The 21,371-nt window shown below is 51.9% G+C and carries 18 protein-coding genes; 10 read left to right on the top strand and 8 right to left on the bottom strand.

All coding sequences use genetic code 11. From position 1 onward, the window contains the following. Positions 1-126 precede the first annotated feature (126 nt). The 3 genes from TH19_RS11620 to deoA are packed head-to-tail and all read left to right on the top strand — an operon-like array spanning position 127 to position 2,744. On the top strand, positions 127-540 hold the full coding sequence (locus TH19_RS11620; protein ID WP_114102533.1) for a cytidine deaminase: 414 nt from the start codon (positions 127-129) through the stop codon (positions 538-540). Continuing rightward, a complete protein-coding gene (locus TH19_RS11615; RefSeq protein WP_114102532.1) occupies positions 537-1,343 on the top strand; it encodes a purine-nucleoside phosphorylase in 807 nt (268 codons plus the stop codon). Before TH19_RS11620 ends, TH19_RS11615 begins: the two co-directional genes overlap by 4 nt. A 60-nt stretch (positions 1,344-1,403) precedes the next feature. Then, positions 1,404-2,744, top strand: coding sequence for a thymidine phosphorylase (gene deoA / locus TH19_RS11610; protein WP_114102531.1), 1,341 nt, complete (start codon positions 1,404-1,406; stop codon positions 2,742-2,744). A gap of 54 nt (positions 2,745-2,798) precedes the next feature. On the opposite strand, the gene TH19_RS11605 is transcribed toward deoA, so the two are convergent. Next, the gene (locus tag TH19_RS11605) at positions 2,799-4,397 is read right to left on the bottom strand and encodes a GMC family oxidoreductase (RefSeq protein WP_114102530.1); all 1,599 of its coding nucleotides are present in this window, start codon (positions 4,395-4,397) and stop codon (positions 2,799-2,801) included. Positions 4,398-4,698: 301 nt separating this feature from the next. Between TH19_RS11605 and TH19_RS11600 the strand changes: the two genes are divergently transcribed. Both TH19_RS11600 and TH19_RS11595 read left to right on the top strand, forming a co-directional pair. Beyond that, on the top strand, positions 4,699-6,261 hold the full coding sequence (locus TH19_RS11600) for an SLC13 family permease (protein ID WP_114102529.1): 1,563 nt from the start codon (positions 4,699-4,701) through the stop codon (positions 6,259-6,261). Between the two features lie 111 nt (positions 6,262-6,372). Continuing rightward, positions 6,373-7,137 carry a DeoR/GlpR family DNA-binding transcription regulator gene (locus tag TH19_RS11595; protein ID WP_114102528.1) on the top strand — a complete coding sequence of 255 codons (765 nt, stop codon included), beginning with the start codon at positions 6,373-6,375 and terminating at the stop codon, positions 7,135-7,137. Between the two features lie 27 nt (positions 7,138-7,164). Here TH19_RS11595 and TH19_RS11590 read toward each other — a convergent pair whose 3' ends face one another. The 6 genes from TH19_RS11590 to TH19_RS11565 form a co-directional block, all read right to left on the bottom strand. Next, complete coding sequence (locus TH19_RS11590; protein WP_114102717.1) at positions 7,165-7,983, bottom strand: ABC transporter ATP-binding protein; 819 nt, start codon at positions 7,981-7,983, stop codon at positions 7,165-7,167. 135 nt (positions 7,984-8,118) lie between these two features. Further along, on the bottom strand, positions 8,119-8,829 hold the full coding sequence (locus TH19_RS11585) for an amino acid ABC transporter ATP-binding protein (RefSeq protein ID WP_220151732.1): 711 nt from the start codon (positions 8,827-8,829) through the stop codon (positions 8,119-8,121). A 92-nt stretch (positions 8,830-8,921) separates the two neighbouring features. After that, positions 8,922-10,025 carry an amino acid ABC transporter permease gene (locus TH19_RS11580; RefSeq protein ID WP_114102526.1) on the bottom strand — a complete coding sequence of 368 codons (1,104 nt, stop codon included), beginning with the start codon at positions 10,023-10,025 and terminating at the stop codon, positions 8,922-8,924. Position 10,026: 1 nt separating this feature from the next. Continuing rightward, complete coding sequence (locus TH19_RS11575) at positions 10,027-11,223, bottom strand: amino acid ABC transporter permease (protein ID WP_114102525.1); 1,197 nt, start codon at positions 11,221-11,223, stop codon at positions 10,027-10,029. 118 nt (positions 11,224-11,341) lie between these two features. Next, positions 11,342-12,364 (bottom strand): amino acid ABC transporter substrate-binding protein, encoded by a 1,023-nt coding sequence (locus tag TH19_RS11570; protein WP_114102524.1) that lies wholly within the window; start codon positions 12,362-12,364, stop codon positions 11,342-11,344. Between the two features lie 496 nt (positions 12,365-12,860). Further along, positions 12,861-14,813 carry an acetoacetate--CoA ligase gene (locus TH19_RS11565; protein ID WP_114102523.1) on the bottom strand — a complete coding sequence of 651 codons (1,953 nt, stop codon included), beginning with the start codon at positions 14,811-14,813 and terminating at the stop codon, positions 12,861-12,863. Positions 14,814-15,231: 418 nt separating this feature from the next. On the opposite strand from TH19_RS11565, the gene moaB reads away from it, so the two are divergent. The 5 genes from moaB (at position 15,232) to TH19_RS11540 (ending at position 19,917) form a co-directional block, all read left to right on the top strand. Beyond that, a complete protein-coding gene (gene moaB / locus TH19_RS11560) occupies positions 15,232-15,762 on the top strand; it encodes a molybdenum cofactor biosynthesis protein B (RefSeq protein ID WP_114102522.1) in 531 nt (176 codons plus the stop codon). Positions 15,763-15,807: 45 nt separating this feature from the next. After that, entirely contained in the window at positions 15,808-16,575 is a 768-nt protein-coding gene (locus tag TH19_RS11555; protein ID WP_114102521.1) for a sulfite exporter TauE/SafE family protein, read from the top strand. Between the two features lie 410 nt (positions 16,576-16,985). Continuing rightward, on the top strand, positions 16,986-18,071 hold the full coding sequence (locus TH19_RS11550; protein WP_114102520.1) for a methyl-accepting chemotaxis protein: 1,086 nt from the start codon (positions 16,986-16,988) through the stop codon (positions 18,069-18,071). A 262-nt stretch (positions 18,072-18,333) separates the two neighbouring features. Continuing rightward, positions 18,334-19,086, top strand: coding sequence for a hypothetical protein (locus tag TH19_RS11545; RefSeq protein ID WP_258547928.1), 753 nt, complete (start codon positions 18,334-18,336; stop codon positions 19,084-19,086). 69 nt (positions 19,087-19,155) lie between these two features. Further along, positions 19,156-19,917: an IclR family transcriptional regulator gene (locus TH19_RS11540; RefSeq protein WP_114102518.1), complete on the top strand. Its 762-nt coding sequence runs from the start codon at positions 19,156-19,158 to the stop codon at positions 19,915-19,917. A 17-nt stretch (positions 19,918-19,934) separates the two neighbouring features. Here TH19_RS11540 and TH19_RS11535 read toward each other — a convergent pair whose 3' ends face one another. After that, complete coding sequence (locus TH19_RS11535; protein WP_181846397.1) at positions 19,935-21,188, bottom strand: diguanylate cyclase domain-containing protein; 1,254 nt, start codon at positions 21,186-21,188, stop codon at positions 19,935-19,937. Between the last annotated feature and the right edge of the window lie 183 nt (positions 21,189-21,371).

Here is a 21,371-nt window from a genome sequence, read left to right as displayed (position 1 = left end):
TGGCCTTGCCTTGGCCGGACGTTTTTTCTTGCTATGCATGACGGCAAAGTTCCGTCGCATTACCACATGTCAAAAGACGAACCCGCCCGAGAAAGGGCAGGTGCTTTATCAAACAGGATTTCCCAGATGGCCGATATCAGACAGGCTCCGCGCGATTTGATTGATGCAGCACTGGCTGCGCGCGACAAGGCCTATGCGCCATATTCCAAATTCCATGTCGGTGCGGCACTGCGTACGGAGCAGGGCAATGTGATTGCCGGCTGTAACGTCGAGAATGCGGCATATCCCGAAGGCGTTTGCGCCGAGGCAGGGGCGATTTCCGCGATGGTGTTGTCGGGCGAAACCAAATTCGATGAAATCGTCGTGGTTGGCCTTGGTGATGTCGCCTGCACGCCGTGCGGAGGGTGTCGTCAGAAAATCCGGGAGTTCACCGGCTCGGATGCGACCATTTTCATCATCAATGATGCAGGTGAAACGCTTTTGACCCTGTCACGTGAACAGCTTATTCCGCATTCCTTTGGCCCGGAGAACCTGAAATGAGCAATGTAAAATCCGCTTTGGACGTCATTGCGGCGAAGGCCCCCGGTTTCAAGGCCGATGTTGCCCTTGTTCTTGGAAGCGGACTTGGCGGTGTTGTCGATGCCGTAAGTGAAGCCATTGCCATATCTTATGAAGACTTGCCGGGCTTCCCGCGTCCGACCGTTGTCGGGCATGGCGGGCAGCTGGTGCTTGGTCGTATTGGCGGTGTTTCTGTTGCCGTGATGCAGGGGCGGGCGCATTATTATGAGCATGGCCGTTCCAATCTAATGGCAGAGCCGCTGGAAACCTTGCGAGCGTTGGGGGCGGATCGCCTTATTCTGACCAATGCTGCCGGTTCGTTGCTGCCAGAAGCAGTACCGGGCAGTCTGATGCTGATTACCGATCATATCAGCCTGTTTGGTCCAAACCCGTTGATCGGTTATCACGGGGATGATCGCTTTGTCGGGATGGATATTCCTTATGACCCGGCAATTGGGTCCGGGCTTCATGATGCAGCAGCCAAACTTGGCATCAAACTGTTTGAGGGCACCTATTGCTGGTGTACCGGGCCAAGCTTTGAAACACCGGCGGAAATACGGGCGCTTAAGGTTCTTGGGGCAGATGCCGTTGGCATGTCAACCGTCCCGGAAAATATTCTGGCCCGTCGCCTTGGTTTCAAGGTCGCAGCAGTTTCAAACATCACAAACCTTGCAGCGGGCATGAGCGCAACACCGCTTAGCCACGAGCAGACCCTTGAGATGTCGAAAACCGGATCATCCAATCTTATCAAAATCTTACTTCAGTATTTTTCAGGTTCTGCATAAGGCAGAGCGTGACCGAAATCTGACGTGAATTCACTCTGACAAGCGCGCAGGAGACAGCAAATGCTGCCGCAGGAAATCATTCGCCGCAAACGTGAAGGCGAAGTTCTGACAGACGCCGAAATCGCCTTTTTTGTTAAAGGCATCACAGATGACAGCATCAGCGAGGGCCAGGTTGCTGCCCTTGCCATGGCCGTATTCTTCAACGGCATGACCATGGACGAACGTGCCGCACTGACGCGCAACATGCGTGACAGTGGTACGGTCCTTGACTGGAAGGCGCTTGGTCTGGACGGACCGGTGGTCGATAAACATTCGACCGGTGGTGTCGGGGACAAAGTCAGTTTGATGCTGGGGCCGATTGTCGGTGCATGTGGTGCATTCGTTCCGATGATTTCGGGGCGCGGACTTGGCCATACCGGCGGAACCCTTGATAAATTCGATTCCATTCCGGGGTATCGCACGACCCCGACGCTGGAAGAATTTGCCAAGGTCACCCGCGAAGTGGGCTGCGCGATTATCGGACAAACATCTGATCTGGCACCGGCGGACAAGCGGTTTTACGGGATCCGCGACGTGACCGCTACGGTCGAAAGCATTCCGCTGATCACGGCATCAATCCTTTCGAAAAAGCTGGCCGCTGGGCTTGATTCACTGGTCATGGACGTCAAGTTCGGTTCCGGTGCCTTCATGAATGAATATGATCGTGCCCGTGAACTTGCCCAAAGCATTACCGAAGTCGCAACCCGCAACGGCGTTCCAACAGTCGCCCTTCTGACCGATATGGAGCAGGTTCTGGGCGATACGGTCGGCAACGCCCTTGAAATGCAGGAAGCGATTGATTTCCTGACCGGCAAGCATCAGGAACAGCGCGTTTATGATGTGACCATGGCGCTGGCGGCAGAAATGCTGGCGGTAAGTGGTGTCGCAAGCGACGTTGCCGACGGATTGCGACAGGCAACCTATGCGCTTGAAAGTGGCAAGGCAGCCGAGGTATTCGGTAAAATGGTGGCAAGCCTTGGTGGACCGTCCGACTTCGTTGAAAAGAATGCGAACTATCTGGAAGCTGCGCCCATGATCAATGCGGTCACGGCGGCCAAAACCGGTCGTGTTCTTTCGATGGATGCACGAAAGGTCGGCTTGGCGCTTGTCGCGTTGAAAGGCGGCAGAACACGCGCAGATCAAAAGATCGACTTCGCAGTTGGCTTTACCGACTTCATCAAGGTTGGGCAGGCGGTTTCGGCAGAAACGCCGCTTTGTATTGCCCATACCCGCGATCAGGCCCAGCTTGACCAGGCGACCGAACTTCTGCGTGAGGCCATCGTAATCGGTGATGGTGACATTGCAGAAACCGGAAGTGCACCAGCCGTTCGGGAACGGATTGTTGCCGGTGTAAAGGGCTAGTCAGTCCGTAAACGTTTGAAATGACAAAGGCCGGGAATTTCCCGGCCTTTGTTCTTAGGCATTGGCAGATGCCTTGATCATGGCCGCAGCCTTTTCGGCAATCATGATTGTTGGCGAGTTGGTGTTTCCCGATACGATGGTGGGCATTATCGACGCATCGGCTATGCGCAATCCTGAAAGCCCGCGCAGACGCAGTTCAGGATCGACTACAGAAGCAGGGTCTGCCCCCATTCGGCACGTGCCGACCGGATGGAAAATGGTTGTTCCGATATCACCAGCCGCACGGACCAAATCCTCTTCGCTGTCATAGGACGGGCCGGGTTTGAATTCTGTCGGTGCATAGGCCGCCAAGGCCGGTTGGCTAGCGATTTTGCGGGTCAGCCGAATGGAATCGGCTGCAACCTTTTTATCGGCATCTGCCGACAGATAATTGGGTGCGATGGCCGGTTGCTGTCTGTAATCCGGGCTTGTGATATGGATACTGCCCCGGCTTTGTGGGCGAAGGTTACAGACACTTGCCGTGAAAGCCGGGAAAGGATGGACAGGTTCCCCGAACTTTTCAAGCGACAGCGGTTGAACATGATATTGCAGGTTGGGCGTTTCAAACGATGCGTCTGAACGGGTGAAAATACCCAACTGGCTTGGTGCCATCGACATCGGGCCGGATTGGTTAAACAGATATTCAAGTGCGATGCTGGCTTTGCCAAACAGGCTGCTGGCTTTTTCATTGAGGGTACGAATACCCTGAACCTTGAAGGCGCAGCGAAGTTGCAGGTGATCTTGAAGGTTTTCACCGACTTGCGGGCTATCAAGGGTCTGTTCGATGCCATATTGCTGCAAAATATCGCCGCGACCAATCCCGGAAAGTTCCAGGATTTGCGGCGATCCAACCGATCCGGCTGAAAGCACCGTTTCACGGTTGGCATAAACGGTTTCAATATTGCCTGCGCGTTCATATTCAACGCCGGTTACGCGGCCTTCGGAAATGATCAGGCGGCGGACATGGGCATTGGTACGGACTTCAAGATTTTTGCGGTCAAGGGCAGGGCGAAGGAATGCCTTTGACGTGTTCCAGCGAATGCCGCGTTTCTGGTTCACATCAAAATAGGATGATCCTTCGTTGGTGCCGCGGTTAAAATCAGCTACCTTCGGGATGCCTGCCTGTTCGGCTGCGTCCTGAAATGCTTCAAGTATTTCCCAGCGCACGCGCGCCTGTTCGACACGCCATTCACCGCCCGAACCATGAAGGTCGTCGGAGCCGCGATAATAATCTTCGGACTTCTTGAAAAAGGGCAGGACATCATCCCATCCCCAATTCACGCACCCCGACTGGCGCCATTGATCATAATCATTGGCCTGGCCCCGCATATAGATCATGCCATTTATCGATGAACAGCCGCCCAGAACCTTGCCACGCGGATAGCCCAGTGATCGGCCATTCAAGCCCGGTTCGCGAACCGTGTTGAAACACCAGTCAACATTGGGGTTGCCGATGCAGTAAAGATATCCGACCGGGATATGAATCCAGGGATTGCGATCCTTGCCACCGGCTTCAAGCAGAAGAATTTTGGCATCTTCCATTTCGGAAAGACGGTTTGCCAGTGTGCAACCGGCCGATCCTGCGCCGATGATGATGTAATCAAAGCGGTCCATATGCATTCCCCTGAACAAGGTGGCGACAGGACCGACTTTCCGGGAGGCGAATGGTTTTCACAGATGTTTCCTCTCTGATTGGCAGTCCTGAAATCTTTTTAGGTTTTTATGGTGTGACGCTACCATTGAATTACCGGTCTGCAAACATCGACAAAGGGTGTTGATGTTCCGCGATGCGGAAAAGCAAGAATGAAGTTAAGGATTGGAATAATTTCAGTAAAATCAATTTAATAGCGTCTATTTAAAAGGTGAGAATTCGATTATTTTTACCTCCTCCGTCTATTGCCAGCGAGATAAAGTGATGATCCGTTTTCGATTGCTTGAACGTTTGCCTATATCCGCAACCGGGGCAAATCCGGCATCACCACGTCGTCCCGGTGCGCTTCGTCGTCAAATCGGATTCTGGTGCGGGATTATTCTTGCCGCTGTGATGATATTGGGCAGCCCGCCTGACGGCATGTCACATGCAGCATGGCATGCGGCCGCGATTGCAGCCCTGATGGCGATCTGGTGGCTTAGTGAAGCCATTCCCATCGCCGCAACCGCATTGATCCCGATTGCAGTGGCACCCATTCTATCGGTGACGACCATCAATGACGTCACAGTGCATTACTCGAACCCGTTGCTGTTTCTGTTTTTGGGCGGGTTTGTGATCGCAATTGCGATGGAACGGTGGAATTTGCATCGGCGCGTGGCGCTTTTGATCCTGAAACAGGTTGGCTTTAAGCCATCATCACTGGTCGGCGGGGTTATTGCAGCAACGGCGTTGCTATCAATGTGGGTTAGCAATACGGCAACCGCGACGATGATGTTGCCGATTGCATTGTCTCTGGTGAACTTGCTGCGTGAACATGAAGGCAACCCGGATGGTACAACCGCGGCAACGTCAGAAACAGGGGATGACCCGGTTCAACTGACGCCATCTGTGCGTAATTTCGCCCTTTCGATGCTTTTTGGAATTGCATTTGGCGCAAGTATTGGCGGAATTGGTACGCTGATTGGGACGCCACCAAACGCATTGCTTGCCGCCTATCTTGGCAGCAATTTTGATGTTTCGATCGGGTTCGGACAATGGATGCTGGTTGGGGTGCCATTCGCAGGGATTATGTTGCTTTTGTGCTGGTTGGTGCTGACCCGGTACGTTTATCGGTTGAACGCAACTTTGCCGGAACCTGTTTGTCAGGCGCTTCAACGGGATATGGACGCACTTGGGCCCATGTCACGCGGCGAGAAATACGTTGCCATTGTCTTTGTGATCACCGCGATGCTTTGGCTGTTACGTCCCGTGATCACGGGACTGTTCCCGTCTTTGTTGATCAGTGACGCGTCTATTGCGGTGCTGGCGGCGATTGCATTGTTCGCAATCCCGATAAATGCACGCGAAAATCAATATGTCCTGAATTGGAAGGCAGCACTTGCATTACCATGGGGTGTTTTGCTTTTGGTCGGTGGCGGATTGGCACTTGGTGCCCTGATCAATGATACCGGTCTGGCGGCCTGGGTTGCAGGTAGGGCCGGGGCGTTGCCGCATTTACCGGTTGTTGTTCAAATTGGTCTGATTTCCCTGATTGTGATTCTTATCAGCCACCTGACGTCAAATACTGCAACTGTTGCAACCTTCCTTCCACTGGTTGCTACATACGCCTTGTCCGAAGGGATGGACCCGGTTCTTTTGTCTGTTCCTGTCGCATTGGCCGCAAGCTGCGCCTTTATGTCACCGGTGGCAACCCCGCCAAATGCAATCGTGTTTGCAAGCGGCTATCTGACCATCGGCGATATGGTGCGTGCCGGTGCCGTCATGAATATAATTGCACTTTTGATGATTGTGCTTTTTGCCGTGATTGTGGTGCCGTTTGCCTTCTAATTATCGGAAATTACGGACAACTCTTGCCAAATCGTTCAATAAAACGCATTTTGATCGGTAACGAAAATTTACCGTTGAATATGAAAATTAGAAAAGTCAGGAGAGAACGGCATGGGCAAACTGGATCGGCGTCGTCGCGAAATACTTGAACTTGTGGCGTCCAACAGCTTTATGACCATTGATTCCCTTGCCGATCATTTCTCTGTGACCCCGCAAACCATCCGGCGCGATATCAACGAGATGGCCGAAGAAGGCCTGATTGCCCGCTATCACGGCGGCGCGGCCAGTGTTTCAACTACCGAAAACACCGCTTATCAGGACCGTCAGGTCCTTAACCTTGGCAGCAAGCGCGAAATCGCCAAACTGGTTGCTGAACATATTCCTGAAGGCGCATCGTTATTCATCAATATCGGGACAACCAACGAGGAAGTGGCTCACGCGCTTTTGGGGCATAAAAGCCTTAAGATCATCACGAACAACCTTCATGTTGCCGAGATTTGCGCAGCCAATCAGGGGTTTGAGGTGATCATTGCCGGTGGTGTCGTCCGTCAGCGGGACTTTGGTGTGATTGGTGAAGCAACCATCGATTTCATCAACCAGTTCAAGGTTGATTACGCCATTATCGGTATTTCGGGCGTTGATGAAGATGGCAGTTTGATGGACTTTGATTACCGTGAAGTCCGGGTGGCGCGTGCAATCATATCAAATGCCCGCCAGACCTTTCTGTGTACCGATGCGTCCAAGTTCGGACGTCGTGCGATGGTAAGGCTTGGACATCTTTCTGAAATTGATGCCCTGTTTACAGACCGTCATCCCGGACCGGTTTGGTCAGATGTTATCCGCGAGGCGGACGTTTCGGTTTATACGGCAAACTAGGGCTAAAAATAGCAGGGGTGCGGGCGGTCAGGCGTATACACCGTCTTCGCGCTTGCCCGTGCGCATCGTGATAGGCCCTTGCGATGAACCATCAAGCATCTGGGTCAGATGTGCGTTATGGGCGTCGTCAATCTCGCTGGTTTTGCCGGACCAATATACTTTACCGTCATACATCATCGTCAGGTTCTGATAACGGGTGCGTGCAATATGCATGTCATTTGTGATCGAAATGACAGTGGTTCCGCGCTTTTCGGCAATCTTGGCGATCATCAGTTCGATATGGTTTGATAATACCGGGTCGAGACCAGCTGTCGGGTTATCAAGCAGCAGGATCTCCGGATCACTTGAAATAGCACGTGCGATGCCAACGCGTTTCTGCATGCCGCCGGAAAGATCACTGGGTTTAAGGTCCGCACTTTCAGGAGCCAGTCCAACAAGACCAAGCAGCTCAATCGCGCGATCCCTGGCGTCCTTACGATTTAATGTGCCGAGCTCAATCTGGCGGAAGCAGATATTTTCCCAAACCGAAAGGCTGTCAAACAGGGCATTTTGCTGAAACAGCATCCCGATTTTTTCTGCCCAGTCAGGGCGTGTGGGGGCGTTGCTGTTGGTGACATCATCGCCATTTAGATGAATGGTCCCCTTATCTGCACCGTAAATCCCGACCAGACATTTCATCAGAACGCTTTTCCCGGCCGCAGACGGACCGATGATTGCCATGGTTTCACCTTTGGCAAGCATCAGATCAACCTCGTTGACTGCAACTTTTTGACCGAACTTTTTGGTCAGTTTGTTGATGGCAACGAAGGCGGAAGCGTCAGGTGAAGAAGATGCGGGCTGGGTCATTTTTGTTCCGGTATCGGTCAGGTTCGGGCAGAGTTTCGGCAATTGGCGGGCAGGGGGCAAGTCCCAATTTCACAAAAATGAAAACGGCCCCCGAAGGGGCCGTTTTGCAGAAGATAATGAATTTTCGAAATCTGCTTAGTGCGAAAGAATCTGGCTGAGGAACAGCTTGGTACGATCGCTTTTTGGATTGTCGAAGAATTCCTGCGGTCCCGCCATTTCAACGATCTGGCCGGCATCCATGAAGATCACACGGTCGGCGACTTCCTTGGCGAAGCCCATTTCGTGGGTTACGCAGAGCATGGTCATGCCTTCTTTGGCCAGTTCGACCATGACGTCTAGAACTTCCTTGACCATTTCCGGGTCAAGTGCCGATGTCGGTTCATCGAACAGCATGATTTTCGGCTGCATGCAAAGCGAACGGGCAATTGCCACACGCTGTTGCTGACCGCCCGAAAGCTGGCCCGGATATTTATGGGCCTGTTCGGCAATCCGGACACGCTGCAGATAGTGCATGGCCAGATCGTTGGCTTCTTTCTTGGGCATCTTGCGAACCCAGATCGGTGCCAGTGTCAGGTTTTCAAGCACAGTCATGTGCGGGAACAGATTGAAGTGCTGGAACACCATGCAGACTTCACGACGCACGGCTTCGATATTTTTGACATCGTCGCCGAGAAGGATGCCGTCCACATGAATTTCACCGCTTTGATAGGTTTCAAGGCGGTTCATTGTGCGGATCAGCGTCGATTTACCCGAGCCCGACGGGCCGCAGATAACGATGCGCTCTCCCTTGCGAACAGACAGGTCAATGTCCTTGAGAACATGGAAATTGCCATACCATTTGTTCATCTTGGAGACGGTGATGACATCCTCCTTGGACGGAGAAGGCACAGCGCCGGTAGTGGTTTCAGTTGCTACAGTCATTGTTTTCTCCTCAGTCCTTACCTGCGCTCGCCTTTGCGAAGCTCTTTTTCAAGATAGGCCGAATATTTGGCCATCGAGAAGCAGATCAGGAAGAATATTGCCGCGGCAAAGGCATAGCCTTCGACATAGTATTTGGTCCATGCAGGATCGCTGCGCAGGGCAAGCTTCACCGTGCCAAGGAAATCAAACAGGCCGATAATCACGACCAGCGTGGTGTCCTTGAACATCGAGATAAAGCTGTTCACGGTTGGCGGAATCACCAAACGCAATGCCTGTGGCAAAATGATCAGGCGCATGGACTGCCAGTATGACAGAGACAGACTGTCGGCAGCTTCGAACTGGCCACGCGGTACAGCCTGAAGACCACCACGGAATACCTCGGCAAGATAGGCTGCGGTGAACAGAATGATACCAATCTGTGCGCGCAGCAACTTGTCGATGGTAACCCCGGCCGGCAAGAACAGCGGGAACATCACCGATGCCATGAACAAGACCGTAATCAGCGGAACACCGCGAATAACTTCGATATAGACGACTGATACGGTTTTGATTGCTGGCATGTTGGACTGGCGGCCAAGTGCAAGCAGCAGGCCCAAAGGAAAGGCGAAGATCACGCCAATTGCTGACAGGATCATGGTCAGTGGCAGGCCACCCCAGAAGCTGTTCTGAACATAGGTGAGACCGAATACGCCCCCCCACATCAGGATGCCAATCACCGGAACGCCGATGACCCACATCGGGATGATCCATTTGCGCAGGCCCGGGAATTTAACGGCTGCCAAGCTGCCGCAAATGATCCCGACAAGGACGATCATAGCAAGAACAGGTCGCCATTGTTCGTCATACGGATAGGTGCCAAACAGGATCAGTCGCAAATTTGCATTCACGAAGCCCCAGCACGCTCCGGTAACTTCGGCGCAGCCTTCAATAGTCGGGGTCAGTGTCGCATTGACGACTGCCCAGTTGAAGATTGGCGGAATCAACCAGATGATGAAGGCGATGGCACCGAGCGTAAGCAGGGTGTTGAACCAGCCATCAAACAGGTTCTTTCTAGACCATGTAACCGCACGTTCCCCAAAAGTCCCGGTTGGCAGAGGAGGCATTTTTGCGTTTTCTGACATATTACCTCTCCACCAGTGCCATTTTCTTGTTGAACCAGTTCATAAAGAGCGAGGTCAACAAGGACAAACCGAGATAGATCAGCATGAAGATCGAGATCGCTTCAATCGCCTGACCGGTCTGGTTCATGGTTGTGTTGGAAACTGACACCAGATCCGGATATCCGACCGCAACAGCAAGCGAGCTGTTTTTGGTCAGGTTGAGATACTGGTTGGTGAGCGGCGGAATGGCGACGCGCATGGATTGCGGCAGAATGACCTTACGCAATGCAACGGAACGTTTGATGCCAAGACTGTCTGCAGCTTCCCACTGACCGTTCGGAACCGCCTGGATACCAGAACGTACGACTTCGGCAACATAGGTTGACGTATAAACGGTCAAGCCGATGAGCAGGGCAAGAAATTCTGGCGAGATGTTATATCCGCCGCGAATGTTGAAGCCTTTGAGTGTCGGCATATCAATTTCGGTTGGTGCACCACCCAGAAGATAGGCAATGAATACCAGTCCAAAGAAAATGCCAAATCCGGCTGCTGTCATCGGGAATGGTTCGCCTGTCGCATCCTGACGCTTTTTGGCCCACTTCTTGACAAAGTAGATGGCAACCAGCGCAAGAATTGCGGCAATACCCATCAGCGTATAGGCCGTATCGGCAATTGGCACGGGCAAGTACAGCCCGCGCGATGTCAACAAGACACCGGGCAGGGGTTCAAGCGCGTCACGCGGATGCGGGAACGAGTTTGGAATCAGCGCGTACCAGAAAAACAGCTGAAGCAGTACCGGGATGTTCCGGAACGTTTCGACATAGACCGTTGCAAGTTTGCGAACGATCCAGTTCGAAGAAAGCCGGGCAACACCGAAGATGATACCGATGATGGTACAGAGAATGATGCCCAGAAAGGCAACCTTGATTGTATTGAGGAGACCGACAAGCAGAGCCGTTGCATAGGTGCTTTTGGCGCTGTAATCGATCATGCTCTCACTGATCTCGAAGGATGCTTCAAGATCAAGGAAACTGTAACCGGTAGAGATGTTTTGTTGTTCCAAGTTGTCCAGGGTGTTGGACACCAGATACCAGCTGGTCAGAATGATGAGGCCGATGGCGACAACCTGATACAGGACTGCGCGGACATTCTCGTCATTCAGATAGTCGGTCAGGCTTTTGGAACGGACATCTCCCGGGGCATGGTGAGGCTTACTCATATGACCCTCAGGTGTAGATTTTATCCAATGGACGATAAACCTAACGAAAAGCTCCGCCCATGCGTTCAGGCAGTGGGGCGGAGCTTCTTAGGTTTTAGTGAGCGGTAAAGCTAACGAATTAGCGAACCGGCCATGCGTACATCAGACCGCCATCGGTCCACAGTGCGTTCAGACCACGCTCAAGGCCAAGCATCTTCTTGATGGTGGCATCATAGCTTTCGCCATAGTTACCAACCTGTTTGATGATGTTGTAAGCCCATGCTTCATCAAGACCAAGAGCTTCGCCCATGCCCGGCGATACGCCCAGAAGACGCTGTACACCCGGGTTGGTGGAGTTGGCTTTCATGTCGTCAACATTGGCCATGGTGACGCCCAGCTCTTCGGCTTCGATCATCGCGTTGAGAACCCAGCGACCAATATCAGCAAGCTGATCGTCACCCTGGGCAACAAGCGGGCCCAGCGGTTCTTTGGAGATGATTTCCGGCAGGATCATGTAATCGTCCGGGTTCGGAGCCATGGTGTTACGGATCGAAGCAAGACCCGAAGCATCGGTGGTGTAAACGTCACAACGGCCTGCGAAGAATGCAGCAGTTGTTTCGTTGATGTTTTCGATAACAACCGGCTCGAAGCTCATGCCTTTGGCGCGGAAGTAATCAGCAAGGTTGAGCTCGGTGGTCGTGCCCGGCTCTACGCAGACGGTTGCGCCGTCAAGTTCGGTCGCGCTGGACACACCCAGTGCGGTCGGAACAAGGAAGCCCTGGCCGTCATAGTAGTTGATACCAAGGAACGTCAGGCCCAGCTTGGCGTCACGGGTCAGAGTTGCGGTCGTATTACGAGCCAAAACGTCGATTTCACCCGACTGCAGCGCGGTGAAACGTGCGGCTGCGGTCAGAGGGGTATACTGGACTTTGTTTGAATCGCCGAGAATTGCAGCAGCAAGACCACGGCAGAAATCAACGTCCTGACCTTCCCATTTGCCTTCTGCGTTTGCAGCAGCAACGCCCGGAAGACCAGTGTTCACCCCACACTGAACGAAACCTTTGGCCTTGATGCCGTCAAGAACCGCACCAGCCTGCGCATTGTGCGCGGCAACGGCTGCAACAGTCATTGCACCCGCGGCAAGGATCGTTTTGATTTTCATAAATTAGCTCCCTTATTAGCAAAGCATTGTTTTTAGCTTTTGTGCCACCCTGGATACGCAATACAGCATATCCATCTATCCAATTTGATTGGACAGCCAAATTAAGAAATTTTAGGCCGCTATGTGTCAAGTGTGAAAAATTTTCGACTGGTCGGGCCAAGCTGAAAATGGCGGAAAAATCGATGGTTTCGTTTGGCTGAGCAGGGAGAGGTTCCGTTTTGTTCTGTGACGGAACGATTAGATAATTTGGTGTTATATCAGTATTTTAACTGACCTGATGGTTGGGTGTTCTGCGTGTTTTGAAGAATGCACGAACTTTTTTCGCCCAATGTGAACAACTGTTCAAAAAAAGTTCAATATTTTTGCCTGTTCAAAATATGCGCACTTCGCAGTGCGGAATCGACTTCACGGTGACTCCGTCTTGCGCAGGAAGGAAAATGTCAGCCCGCAGATACAAAAACACCCCCTGAGGCAAGCTGCAGGGGGTGTGATGTTGTTACTTCTTGAGATCACTCAAATTTGAAAAAAGCTCCAGGGCTGTTGGATTTGCAAGGGCTTCCTGGTTTTTGACAGGCCTTCCGTGAACGACGTCGCGCACAGCAAGTTCGGTGATTTTACCAGACTTGGTCCGCGGAATATCGGCAACGGCAATCACTTTTGCCGGGACGTGACGCGGGGTGCAATTGTTGCGAATTTGCTTTTTGATCTTGTCGATCAGCGCGGTATCCAGCTCGTAATTTTCGCGCAGCACAACAAACAGGATGACCCTGACATCGTTGTCCCAGTCCTGTCCTATGACAATCGATTCCTGAATCTCGGGAAGTTTTTCAACCTGGCGATAGATTTCAGCCGTGCCGATACGCACGCCGCCGGGATTAAGGGTCGCATCCGAGCGGCCATAAATAACCATGCCGCCCTCGTCATCGAGTTCGACATAGTCGCCGTGGCACCAGATGTTATCGAACCGGTCAAAATAGGCCGCGTGGTAGCGCGATCCGTCCGGGTCGTTCCAGAAGCCGACCGGCATGGACGGGAAGGGCTTGGTGCAGACCAGTTCGCCTTTCTCGTTTCGGACCGGCTTTCCATCATCATTAAAAACGTCGACAGCAACGCCAAGTGCACGTGTCTGGATCACGCCACGCTTGACCGGCAGTACCGGAGAGGCAAGGACGAAACAGCCAAGAATATCTGTGCCGCCTGAAATCGATGCCAGATGGATATCTTCCTTGATGTCGCGATAGACGTAATCAAAGCTTTCCGGGGCCAATGGTGACCCGGTCGACGTCATCGCGCGGACTGTCGAAAGGTCATGGGTTTCACGTGGTTTAAGCTCGGCCTTTGCCAGGGCATCGATATATTTGGCTGACGTGCCAAACAGCGTCATGCCTTCGGCGTCTGCATAATCAAACAGAATGTTGCCACTCGGATAGAACGGGGAACCATCATAAAGCAGCAAGGTTGCCCCGGCGGCCAAGCCTGCCATCAACCAGTTCCACATCATCCAGCCGCAAGTCGTGAAATAAAATACGCGGTCACCCGGTGCCACATCGCAATGCAGAACATGTTCTGACACCTGCTTTAACAGCGTGCCACCGGTTCCATGGACAATGCATTTGGGCTTTCCGGTCGTGCCTGAAGAAAACATTACATATAGAGGATGGTTAAACTCCACCTGCTCGAACGTAATCTTTTCGCCTTCAAACGGTGAGAGAAATGCCTCATAGCCGATTGCATTGCGAATGCCGGTGGTGTCTGAGCCATCAAAGGCATAGGCAACAATGACCACTTTCCTGAGGCTGTCGATGCGCTCAACAACATCACGAACCTTTTCACGAATGTCGTGCTGTTTACCATTATAATGATAGCCATCAACCGTGATCATAACGGTTGGCTCAATCTGGCCAAATCGGTCGACAACACCCTGAACGCCAAAGTCAGGGGAGGCCGAAGACCAGGTGGCGCCGATTGCAGCCGTCGCCAACATCGCGATGACCGTTTCCGACATGTTGGGCATATAGCCGCAAACACGGTCACCTTTTTTCACGCCCTCAGCACGAAGTGCCTGTGAAAAGCGTGATACTGCGATGTTCAGTTCTGCCCAGGACAGGCGTGATTTCACCTTGTCTTCACCCCAGAAAACAAGAGCATCGGTATTGTCATCGCGAACCAGAAGGTTCTGCGCAAAGTTAAGGCGGGCATCGGGGAAGAACTGTGCGCCGGGCATTTTGTCGCCGTCAATCAGAACACGTTCGCCCCATGTCTCGGCCTTAAGATTGCAGAACTCGATAATAGCAGGCCAAAATTGCTCGATTTCGGCGACCGACCAGTCGTACAGCGCTGTAAAATCCAAAAGATTCAGACTGTATTTATCGTTCACCCAGCGACGGAAGCTGGTGACGTTTGCATTCTCAACACGTTCTTTTGCCGGTTGCCAAAGCAAGTCGCTCATGATGGGTCCTCTGTTTCCTGCCGGTTCGTATCTCTGCGTCCGAGCGCCGTGGTGGAGGCGCTAATTTGGTATCCCTATACCGCTTTCTACGGGGAAAAATGTTGGTCGGCAAGCAAAGTAACAGAGATGTCTCTTATTGGTAATACCAATTATGGGTTATTTGTTAGCGTTATGGTAGAATAGTGATGGTCAGTGAATTGAATTAATTGAAAAATTTACTTAGATGTTCATTCGTAAAATTCTTTCAAGAGCAGTCATTGAAGACGATCGTTTGATAATAAAATGACAAAAATCGCATCAAAATTATTTGATCATGATTCGGGAGGTATCCTGAATGGATCAAATTCAATGAAAAGGCTTGCACCTGAAATGCGCCGTACTAGTTTGATCTGGCAATAGAAAAGGCGGGAGGTCCAACTTGGCCGGAATTGACGAGAGCAAACCGTTCGTGTCCATTAATATCGCTGTATTGACGGTGAGTGACACGCGTACAGCAGAGAATGACACGTCGGGAGATGTGCTGGTTGGCCGTATCGAAGCCAATGGGCATCATGTACATAGCCGACTGATTCTGCGAGATGATCAAGAGCAGTTGCGCTCACAACTTGCGAAATGGTGCGACGATCCGGAAATTGACGTGATCATTACGACCGGCGGAACCGGTGTAACCGGACGCGACGTTACGGTTGAAGCCCATCGCGCCTTGTATGAAAAGGAAATCCCCGGGTTCGGCGAACTGTTCCGCTGGATATCATTCCAGAAAATCGGAACTTCGACCGTACAGTCGCGAGCAACGGCAGGTGTATGTAACGGCACTTACATGTTTGCACTGCCCGGATCGACAGGGGCATGCAAGGATGCGTGGGATGAAATCCTGACATATCAACTTGATATCCGCCATCGGCCTTGTAATTTCGTCGAATTGATGCCGCGTCTTCTGGAACGCTGAACTGGTGCCGGGGCAGGCACGGTATGATTATTCAAGGGAAGTTTTATGGAATTTATCACTGACCCGTTCTTTTTTGCGGTCGCAATTCCGGCTGTTTTGATCGCTGGCGTTTCGAAAAGCGGATTTGGGGGCGGGCTTGGGGTAATTGCCGTTCCTTTGATGGCGCTTGCTGTGTCGCCACAAGCCGCGGCTGCTATCATGCTTCCGATCCTGTGTCTTATGGATCTTGCAAATGTGTGGGCCTATCGCAAGCGATGGGATCGCCGCAATATGCTTATCCTGGTGCCAGCGGCCCTTATCGGGATTTTAATCGGGGTACTGACATTCAGCTATCTTAGCGTGGCAGTCGTTAAACTGATTATCGCGACAATTGCCATCGTCTTCACCCTTGACCACTGGTTGCGTGGCAAGAAGGCGGGGGACAGTCCGAAATCGGCAACTTGGGGAAAAGGATCGGTGCTTGGAAGTCTTGCGGGCTTCACAAGTTTCGTCGCCCATGCAGGTGGCCCGCCGGTTTCGGTGTTCTTGCTTCCTCAAAGACTGGATAAATCAATTTTCGTCGGCACGACCGTGATGTTTTTCATCGTCGTGAACTACGTAAAGCTGGTCCCGTATTGGTTTCTGGGACAGTTCAGCAGCGCAAATTTGGGTACGTCGGCCGTTCTCGTGCCGGTTGCTTTGTTTGGAACCTGGCTTGGTCTTTGGGCTCATGACAAAGTGAATGTCATCCTTTTTTACCGGGTTTGCTATTGCCTGCTTTTCTTTACCGGCCTGAAGTTGCTTTGGGACGCAGTTGTATTGATGTCTGCATGAGATCAGGTTGTGCAGATCTGGGATTGTGAAATTTCCTTCGTTAAAGGCGGGTGAAAACAGGATATTCGAGAGCGCAGGGCGCATCTGAATAATCCGAATCGAATTTTATGCTGTTTTGCGGCGATATAGCCCGAGAAAATATAAGAAACCCGGTTCGCCCCTTTATGCCTTCAGACTGAAATCGACCGATCAAGTTTAATGTGAACTATATGGTTGTATTGGGTGGTTTTGGGTATCTGATTTGTTCCTATGTGTCACAAAACCTTCATTGATAAGGAATGTTGATCTAGAAGTCTGAAAGTAAAGGATATTTAATCCACAACGCGATTTGTGTGATTTAGAAAAACCTGATGATCAAAAGCGGTTAGACCCGCAGGATTGGTGAAACCACAAAAATAAGGGGAAGCCATATGCCTGAGAGAATTCTGAACGCCGCGACGAATATGTCGGAACTAACGACTGCCAAAGTGAACGAAATTCAGAATGTAACCAAGACTGCCAAGATGCTTGCGATGAATGCTTTGATCGAAGCTTCTCGCGCCGGGGACGCCGGAAGAGGATTTGCCGTCGTTGCCAACGAAGTCAGCGCAATTTCCCAAAAAATCACATCCATTGCCAATGAGTTGCAGGAACTGTTCGTCGAAGAGGCGGCAGAGCTGCGTAAAACCGCCCAGATCGTCCGCGGATCGCGGCTTTCTGATTTGGCGCTTTATGTTATCGAATTAATTGACCGCAACCTTTATGAGCGCAGCTGTGACGTCCGCTGGTGGGCAACCGATAGCGCGGTCGTGCAGGGTTGTGATGCCAATGCCGACGAGGCAACCCGCAAATTTGCCTGCAAGCGCCTTGGTGTGATCCTTGATTCCTATACCGTCTATCTTGATTTGTGGGTGGGAGACAAGAACGGGCGGGTGATCGCAAACGGTCGTCCGGATCGCTATAATGTTATTGGTACAGACGTCAGTGACAAAGCATGGTTCCGCCAGGCAATGGCAACACAGAATGGCGGCGAATATGCTGTTGCCGATATCGAGAATGTTGATGTTCTTGGTGGAAAATCAGTGGCAACCTATGCAACCGCAGTTCGGGCCGGTGGTGAAGAGGATGGTCAGATTGTCGGCGCGATGGGCATCTTTTTCGACTGGGAGGTGCAGGCGGAATCTGTGGTCAACTCGATCAACCTTCCTGATGAAGAACGCGAACGGACAACAATCATGATCGTGGATCGTGATTGTAAAATTATTGCGTCTTCCGATCCGATGATGCGACTTGGCGAATATATGGCGCTGCGCCATAACAAGGAAGACAAGGGAGCTTATCTGATTGAAGATCAGACGATTGTCGCCCAGGCATTGACGCCCGGATACGAAACCTATGTCGGTCTGGGGTGGCGCGGGGTGATTGTTCAGAAACCGGCGTCGAAAAGCCAGTATGTTGCTTATTCAAATGTAAAACGGGCAGAGGATCTTGTTCAGCGTCAGAAAATGGCGGTGTAGATATCAGGCGTTTATCCTGCCGGTACAGGATGAGTCAGCAAATGTAAATCAAAGGCGGGCACCCTAGGCGGTCCCGCCTTTTTGCATTGTGGACCATTGCAAAGTGGTTCGGGCTTGCCCGTCCGACACAAACCATATAGCGATAAAGTCAATTTGTTGATAAATTGTCATTGATTGACCTGTGCGTGCGAGGTGACGGGACGTGGAACTTATATTGGCCAAGCTAAGTGTTTCAGTCGGAATGGTTCTTGGACTGTCATTTTTGGCCGAGCGTGCCGGGCCACGTGTAGCGGGTATCCTTTCGGGTTATCCGTTGGGAACCGCAATCCTGCTGTATTTCATAGCAGTAGAGCAGGGTATTACATTTGCCAGTGAAAGTGCCGTCTATGCGATGCCCGGACTTATTGCGACGCTGGCGTTTCTGTATGGATATTTTCATGCATCGCGACGTTTGGTGAGCTTGCCGGTTATTCCCCAGATTGTGCTGAGTTCACTTTCGGCATTCATTGTGTATTTTGCAGTTTCGTGGCTGTTCCAACTGACATCTATGACCTTGACGCAGGCCGCAATTATTCTGCTGGGGGCTATTTTTGTCGCTTTGGTTCTGTTTAGAAAGATCGAGAACGTCAAAATCCTGAACCGTGTCCGTGTGACCAAACGGGTGGTCTTTTTCCGTGCTGGTCTTGCGTCGATTATTGTCCTGATCATCAGTGGGCTTGCTGCTTTGATCGGGCCGCGATGGTCGGGGATTTTGTCAGGTTTTCCGGTCGCGTTGTATCCAACAATGATCATATTGCATTTCAGCTATGGTGCAGCGCCCGTACATACGCTTGTTCGGAACTTCCCGCGAGGGATGGGCGCGCTTTGGACATACATCCTTGCAGTATCACTTACCTATCCTGTTCTGGGGCTGAATATCGGGACGTTGATTTCGTTTGCCGCAGCGACAGTTTATCTGGTTGTCTATTCCACTTTCGTTTGGATGAAGCAAAAGTCCGTGCGTACAGCAGAATGATCCCATAATATTCACGTAATAGTGAAATTGCGGCCCGCATAACGGGCCAATTCAGGGAGACGTATCTGCATGCAGCAGGTTCAATCACTGGTCAGGGCGTTAAGCATTCTCAATGCGCTTGCAGAAAGCGATGATGGCATGACGCTGACCGAAATTGCCCAACAGGTAAAACTGCCGCCATCGACGGCACATCGATTGCTGACCACAATGCAGCATGAACGCTATGTTTCGTTTGATGGCGAGCGGACACTTTGGTTTGTCGGCGTGCAGGCCTTCAGTGTTGGCAATGCATTTACCAAGAACCGCAATCTGAGCCAGATTGCGCGTCCTTACATGCGGGCTTTGATGGAAGACAGTGGGGAAACGGTAAACCTTGCTGTGGCGGATGGGGGCGAGGTCATTTTCCTGTCCCAGGTCGAATGTCGCAAGATGATGCGCGCCCTCGTGACGCCGGGCCGTCGGGCCCTGATGCATTGTTCCGGTGTAGGCAAGGCCCTGTTGGCATTCCTTCCGGAAGCAGAGCTGAAGTCCGTTGTTGCCAAACATGGCTTGCCCAAGATCACGGAACGGACCTTGGTGTCTGAAGGGGCGCTGGAGAAGGATCTGGAGCGTTCCCGCAAGCGCGGCTACGCCCTTGATGACGAAGAACACGCCGTTGGATTGCGGTGTGTTGCCGGTGTTGTGCGTGACGAGACAGGAAGCCCGATAGCAGCACTTTCGCTTTCTGGTCCGGCAGCGCGCATTCCAAATGATCATATTGAGCAACTGGGCCTGAAGGTCCGGCGCGTTTGTGCCGATCTCAGCCGTGAATATGGTGGAATGCCGGTCTAGGAGAGGAAGGTGCTCCGTCAGCGCGTTCGCGAGCAGTTAGCCGAAGCAAAGCGGAAGGTGTTCCTTCCGCTTTTTTTTGCAGCGTACATTGCGTCATCTGCTGCGGATAGCAGTTCATCCTCTGTTTCACCGTGATCCGGATAAAGTGCAATCCCGATGGATGCCGAGATGTAGAATGGTGACAGGTCGCCACCGAGGTTGATCGGTGTGTCGGAAAGTGCTGAATGAAGTTTGCGGGCAACCTGTTCTGCATCTTCTGGTGTTTCGGTGCCTGGCAAAATGACCGTAAACTCGTCGCCCCCAATACGTGCAACGGTATCTACGGTGCGTAATGTTCCGGTCAAACGCCGGGCTATTTCGCTCAGAACCTTGTCCCCGGTCGAATGACCGCCACTGTCATTCAAGGATTTGAATTCATCAATATCGATGAACATTAGTGCAAAGCATTCCCGCCGGCGCTGAGACAGTTTTATGGCAAAGCTGAGACGGTCCATGAACAGATAGCGGTTAGGCAGGGATGTCAGCGCATCGTGGTTGGCTTGGAACCGTATTTGTTCCTCTGTCAGCTTTCTGTCGGAAATGTTGGTAAAGCTGGTAAGGCGCAGCACCTTGCCGTCAATTGAAACATTCCGACCGTTTATTTCGCATGGGAACTCGCTACCATCCTTGCGTTTGGCGATGGCTTCGTATGGCTTGTCATATCCGGATCGGATATTTGCCATGACCATTGGCAAGGTCTCACTGGCGATGATATCGACAGCGCTCAGGTCGAGAAGTTCATTGCGGGAATAGCCAAACATCCGTTCCGAAGCATTGTTTGTATCAATGCATTTTCCACCATCGTGCAGGAACAGAGCTTCATTGCTGAGTGCTTCGAGAATTTTCAGTCGTTCTTCGCTTTCGCGGCGACGGTCGCGTTCCTCAAGCAATTCGGTGATATCCCAGATGATACAGTCAATTTGGCAATCACTGGTGAATGGCGGCAAAGCACGCATCTGAATGCGAACGCCGCGTTGCTCTCCGTGATTGGTTTTCACAGACATTTCAATGGTCTGTATTTCGCCTTTGGCTTCAATGGCCTTGTGCCGGAGGGGCAGGAGGGTTTCCGGGTCAAAAATCTGATTGTGCAGATTGTCCGAATCTGTTGCTCCAAACCATTCAAGACCGTGTTTGGAGGCGAAACCTATTTTACCAGCCTCATCAATCCGGAAAACAAGTCCCGGAAGACGGGCGAAAAAGCGTTCGCGTGAACGCGCATTGCGCCGAACCATGATGTGGAGCAACACCAACGCGATGGCAACGGAGCAAAAGAAAACAAATGAAGTTGAAAGAGACGGATGGTTTACGTCGTTGTTGGTCAAGGCAAGGGCATATTCAACGCCGCCACACAGCCACATCCCGAGCAACAGCCAAGAGATGTGAAGTGCTATAAAATATCGGTCATTCAGAAACGG

Origin of the sequence: Thalassospira profundimaris (genome assembly GCF_003326675.1) — a bacterium.
Lineage (GTDB): Bacteria > Pseudomonadota > Alphaproteobacteria > Rhodospirillales > Thalassospiraceae > Thalassospira > Thalassospira aquimaris.
Note: the sequence above shows the minus strand (reverse complement) of the source record. Positions and strands in the feature narration are given on the sequence as shown.

Excerpts from the sequence above, each read along its gene's own strand:
- TH19_RS11590 (WP_114102717.1), bottom strand. The coding sequence starts at position 7,983 with ATGACCCAGCCCGCATCTTCTTCACCTGACGCTTCCGCCTTCGTTGCC.
- TH19_RS11565 (WP_114102523.1), bottom strand. The coding sequence starts at position 14,813 with ATGAGCGACTTGCTTTGGCAACCGGCAAAAGAACGTGTTGAGAATGCA.
- TH19_RS11600 (WP_114102529.1), top strand. The coding sequence starts at position 4,699 with ATGATCCGTTTTCGATTGCTTGAACGTTTGCCTATATCCGCAACCGGG.
- TH19_RS11575 (WP_114102525.1), bottom strand. The coding sequence starts at position 11,223 with ATGAGTAAGCCTCACCATGCCCCGGGAGATGTCCGTTCCAAAAGCCTG.
- TH19_RS11605 (WP_114102530.1), bottom strand. The coding sequence starts at position 4,397 with ATGGACCGCTTTGATTACATCATCATCGGCGCAGGATCGGCCGGTTGC.
- TH19_RS11595 (WP_114102528.1), top strand. The coding sequence starts at position 6,373 with ATGGGCAAACTGGATCGGCGTCGTCGCGAAATACTTGAACTTGTGGCG.
- TH19_RS11535 (WP_181846397.1), bottom strand. The coding sequence starts at position 21,188 with ATGGTTCGGCGCAATGCGCGTTCACGCGAACGCTTTTTCGCCCGTCTT.
- TH19_RS11615 (WP_114102532.1), top strand. The coding sequence starts at position 537 with ATGAGCAATGTAAAATCCGCTTTGGACGTCATTGCGGCGAAGGCCCCC.
- TH19_RS11580 (WP_114102526.1), bottom strand. The coding sequence starts at position 10,025 with ATGTCAGAAAACGCAAAAATGCCTCCTCTGCCAACCGGGACTTTTGGG.
- TH19_RS11585 (WP_220151732.1), bottom strand. The coding sequence starts at position 8,829 with ATGAACAAATGGTATGGCAATTTCCATGTTCTCAAGGACATTGACCTG.
- TH19_RS11555 (WP_114102521.1), top strand. The coding sequence starts at position 15,808 with ATGGAATTTATCACTGACCCGTTCTTTTTTGCGGTCGCAATTCCGGCT.
- TH19_RS11550 (WP_114102520.1), top strand. The coding sequence starts at position 16,986 with ATGCCTGAGAGAATTCTGAACGCCGCGACGAATATGTCGGAACTAACG.
- TH19_RS11540 (WP_114102518.1), top strand. The coding sequence starts at position 19,156 with ATGCAGCAGGTTCAATCACTGGTCAGGGCGTTAAGCATTCTCAATGCG.
- TH19_RS11570 (WP_114102524.1), bottom strand. The coding sequence starts at position 12,364 with ATGAAAATCAAAACGATCCTTGCCGCGGGTGCAATGACTGTTGCAGCC.
- TH19_RS11620 (WP_114102533.1), top strand. The coding sequence starts at position 127 with ATGGCCGATATCAGACAGGCTCCGCGCGATTTGATTGATGCAGCACTG.
- deoA (WP_114102531.1), top strand. The coding sequence starts at position 1,404 with ATGCTGCCGCAGGAAATCATTCGCCGCAAACGTGAAGGCGAAGTTCTG.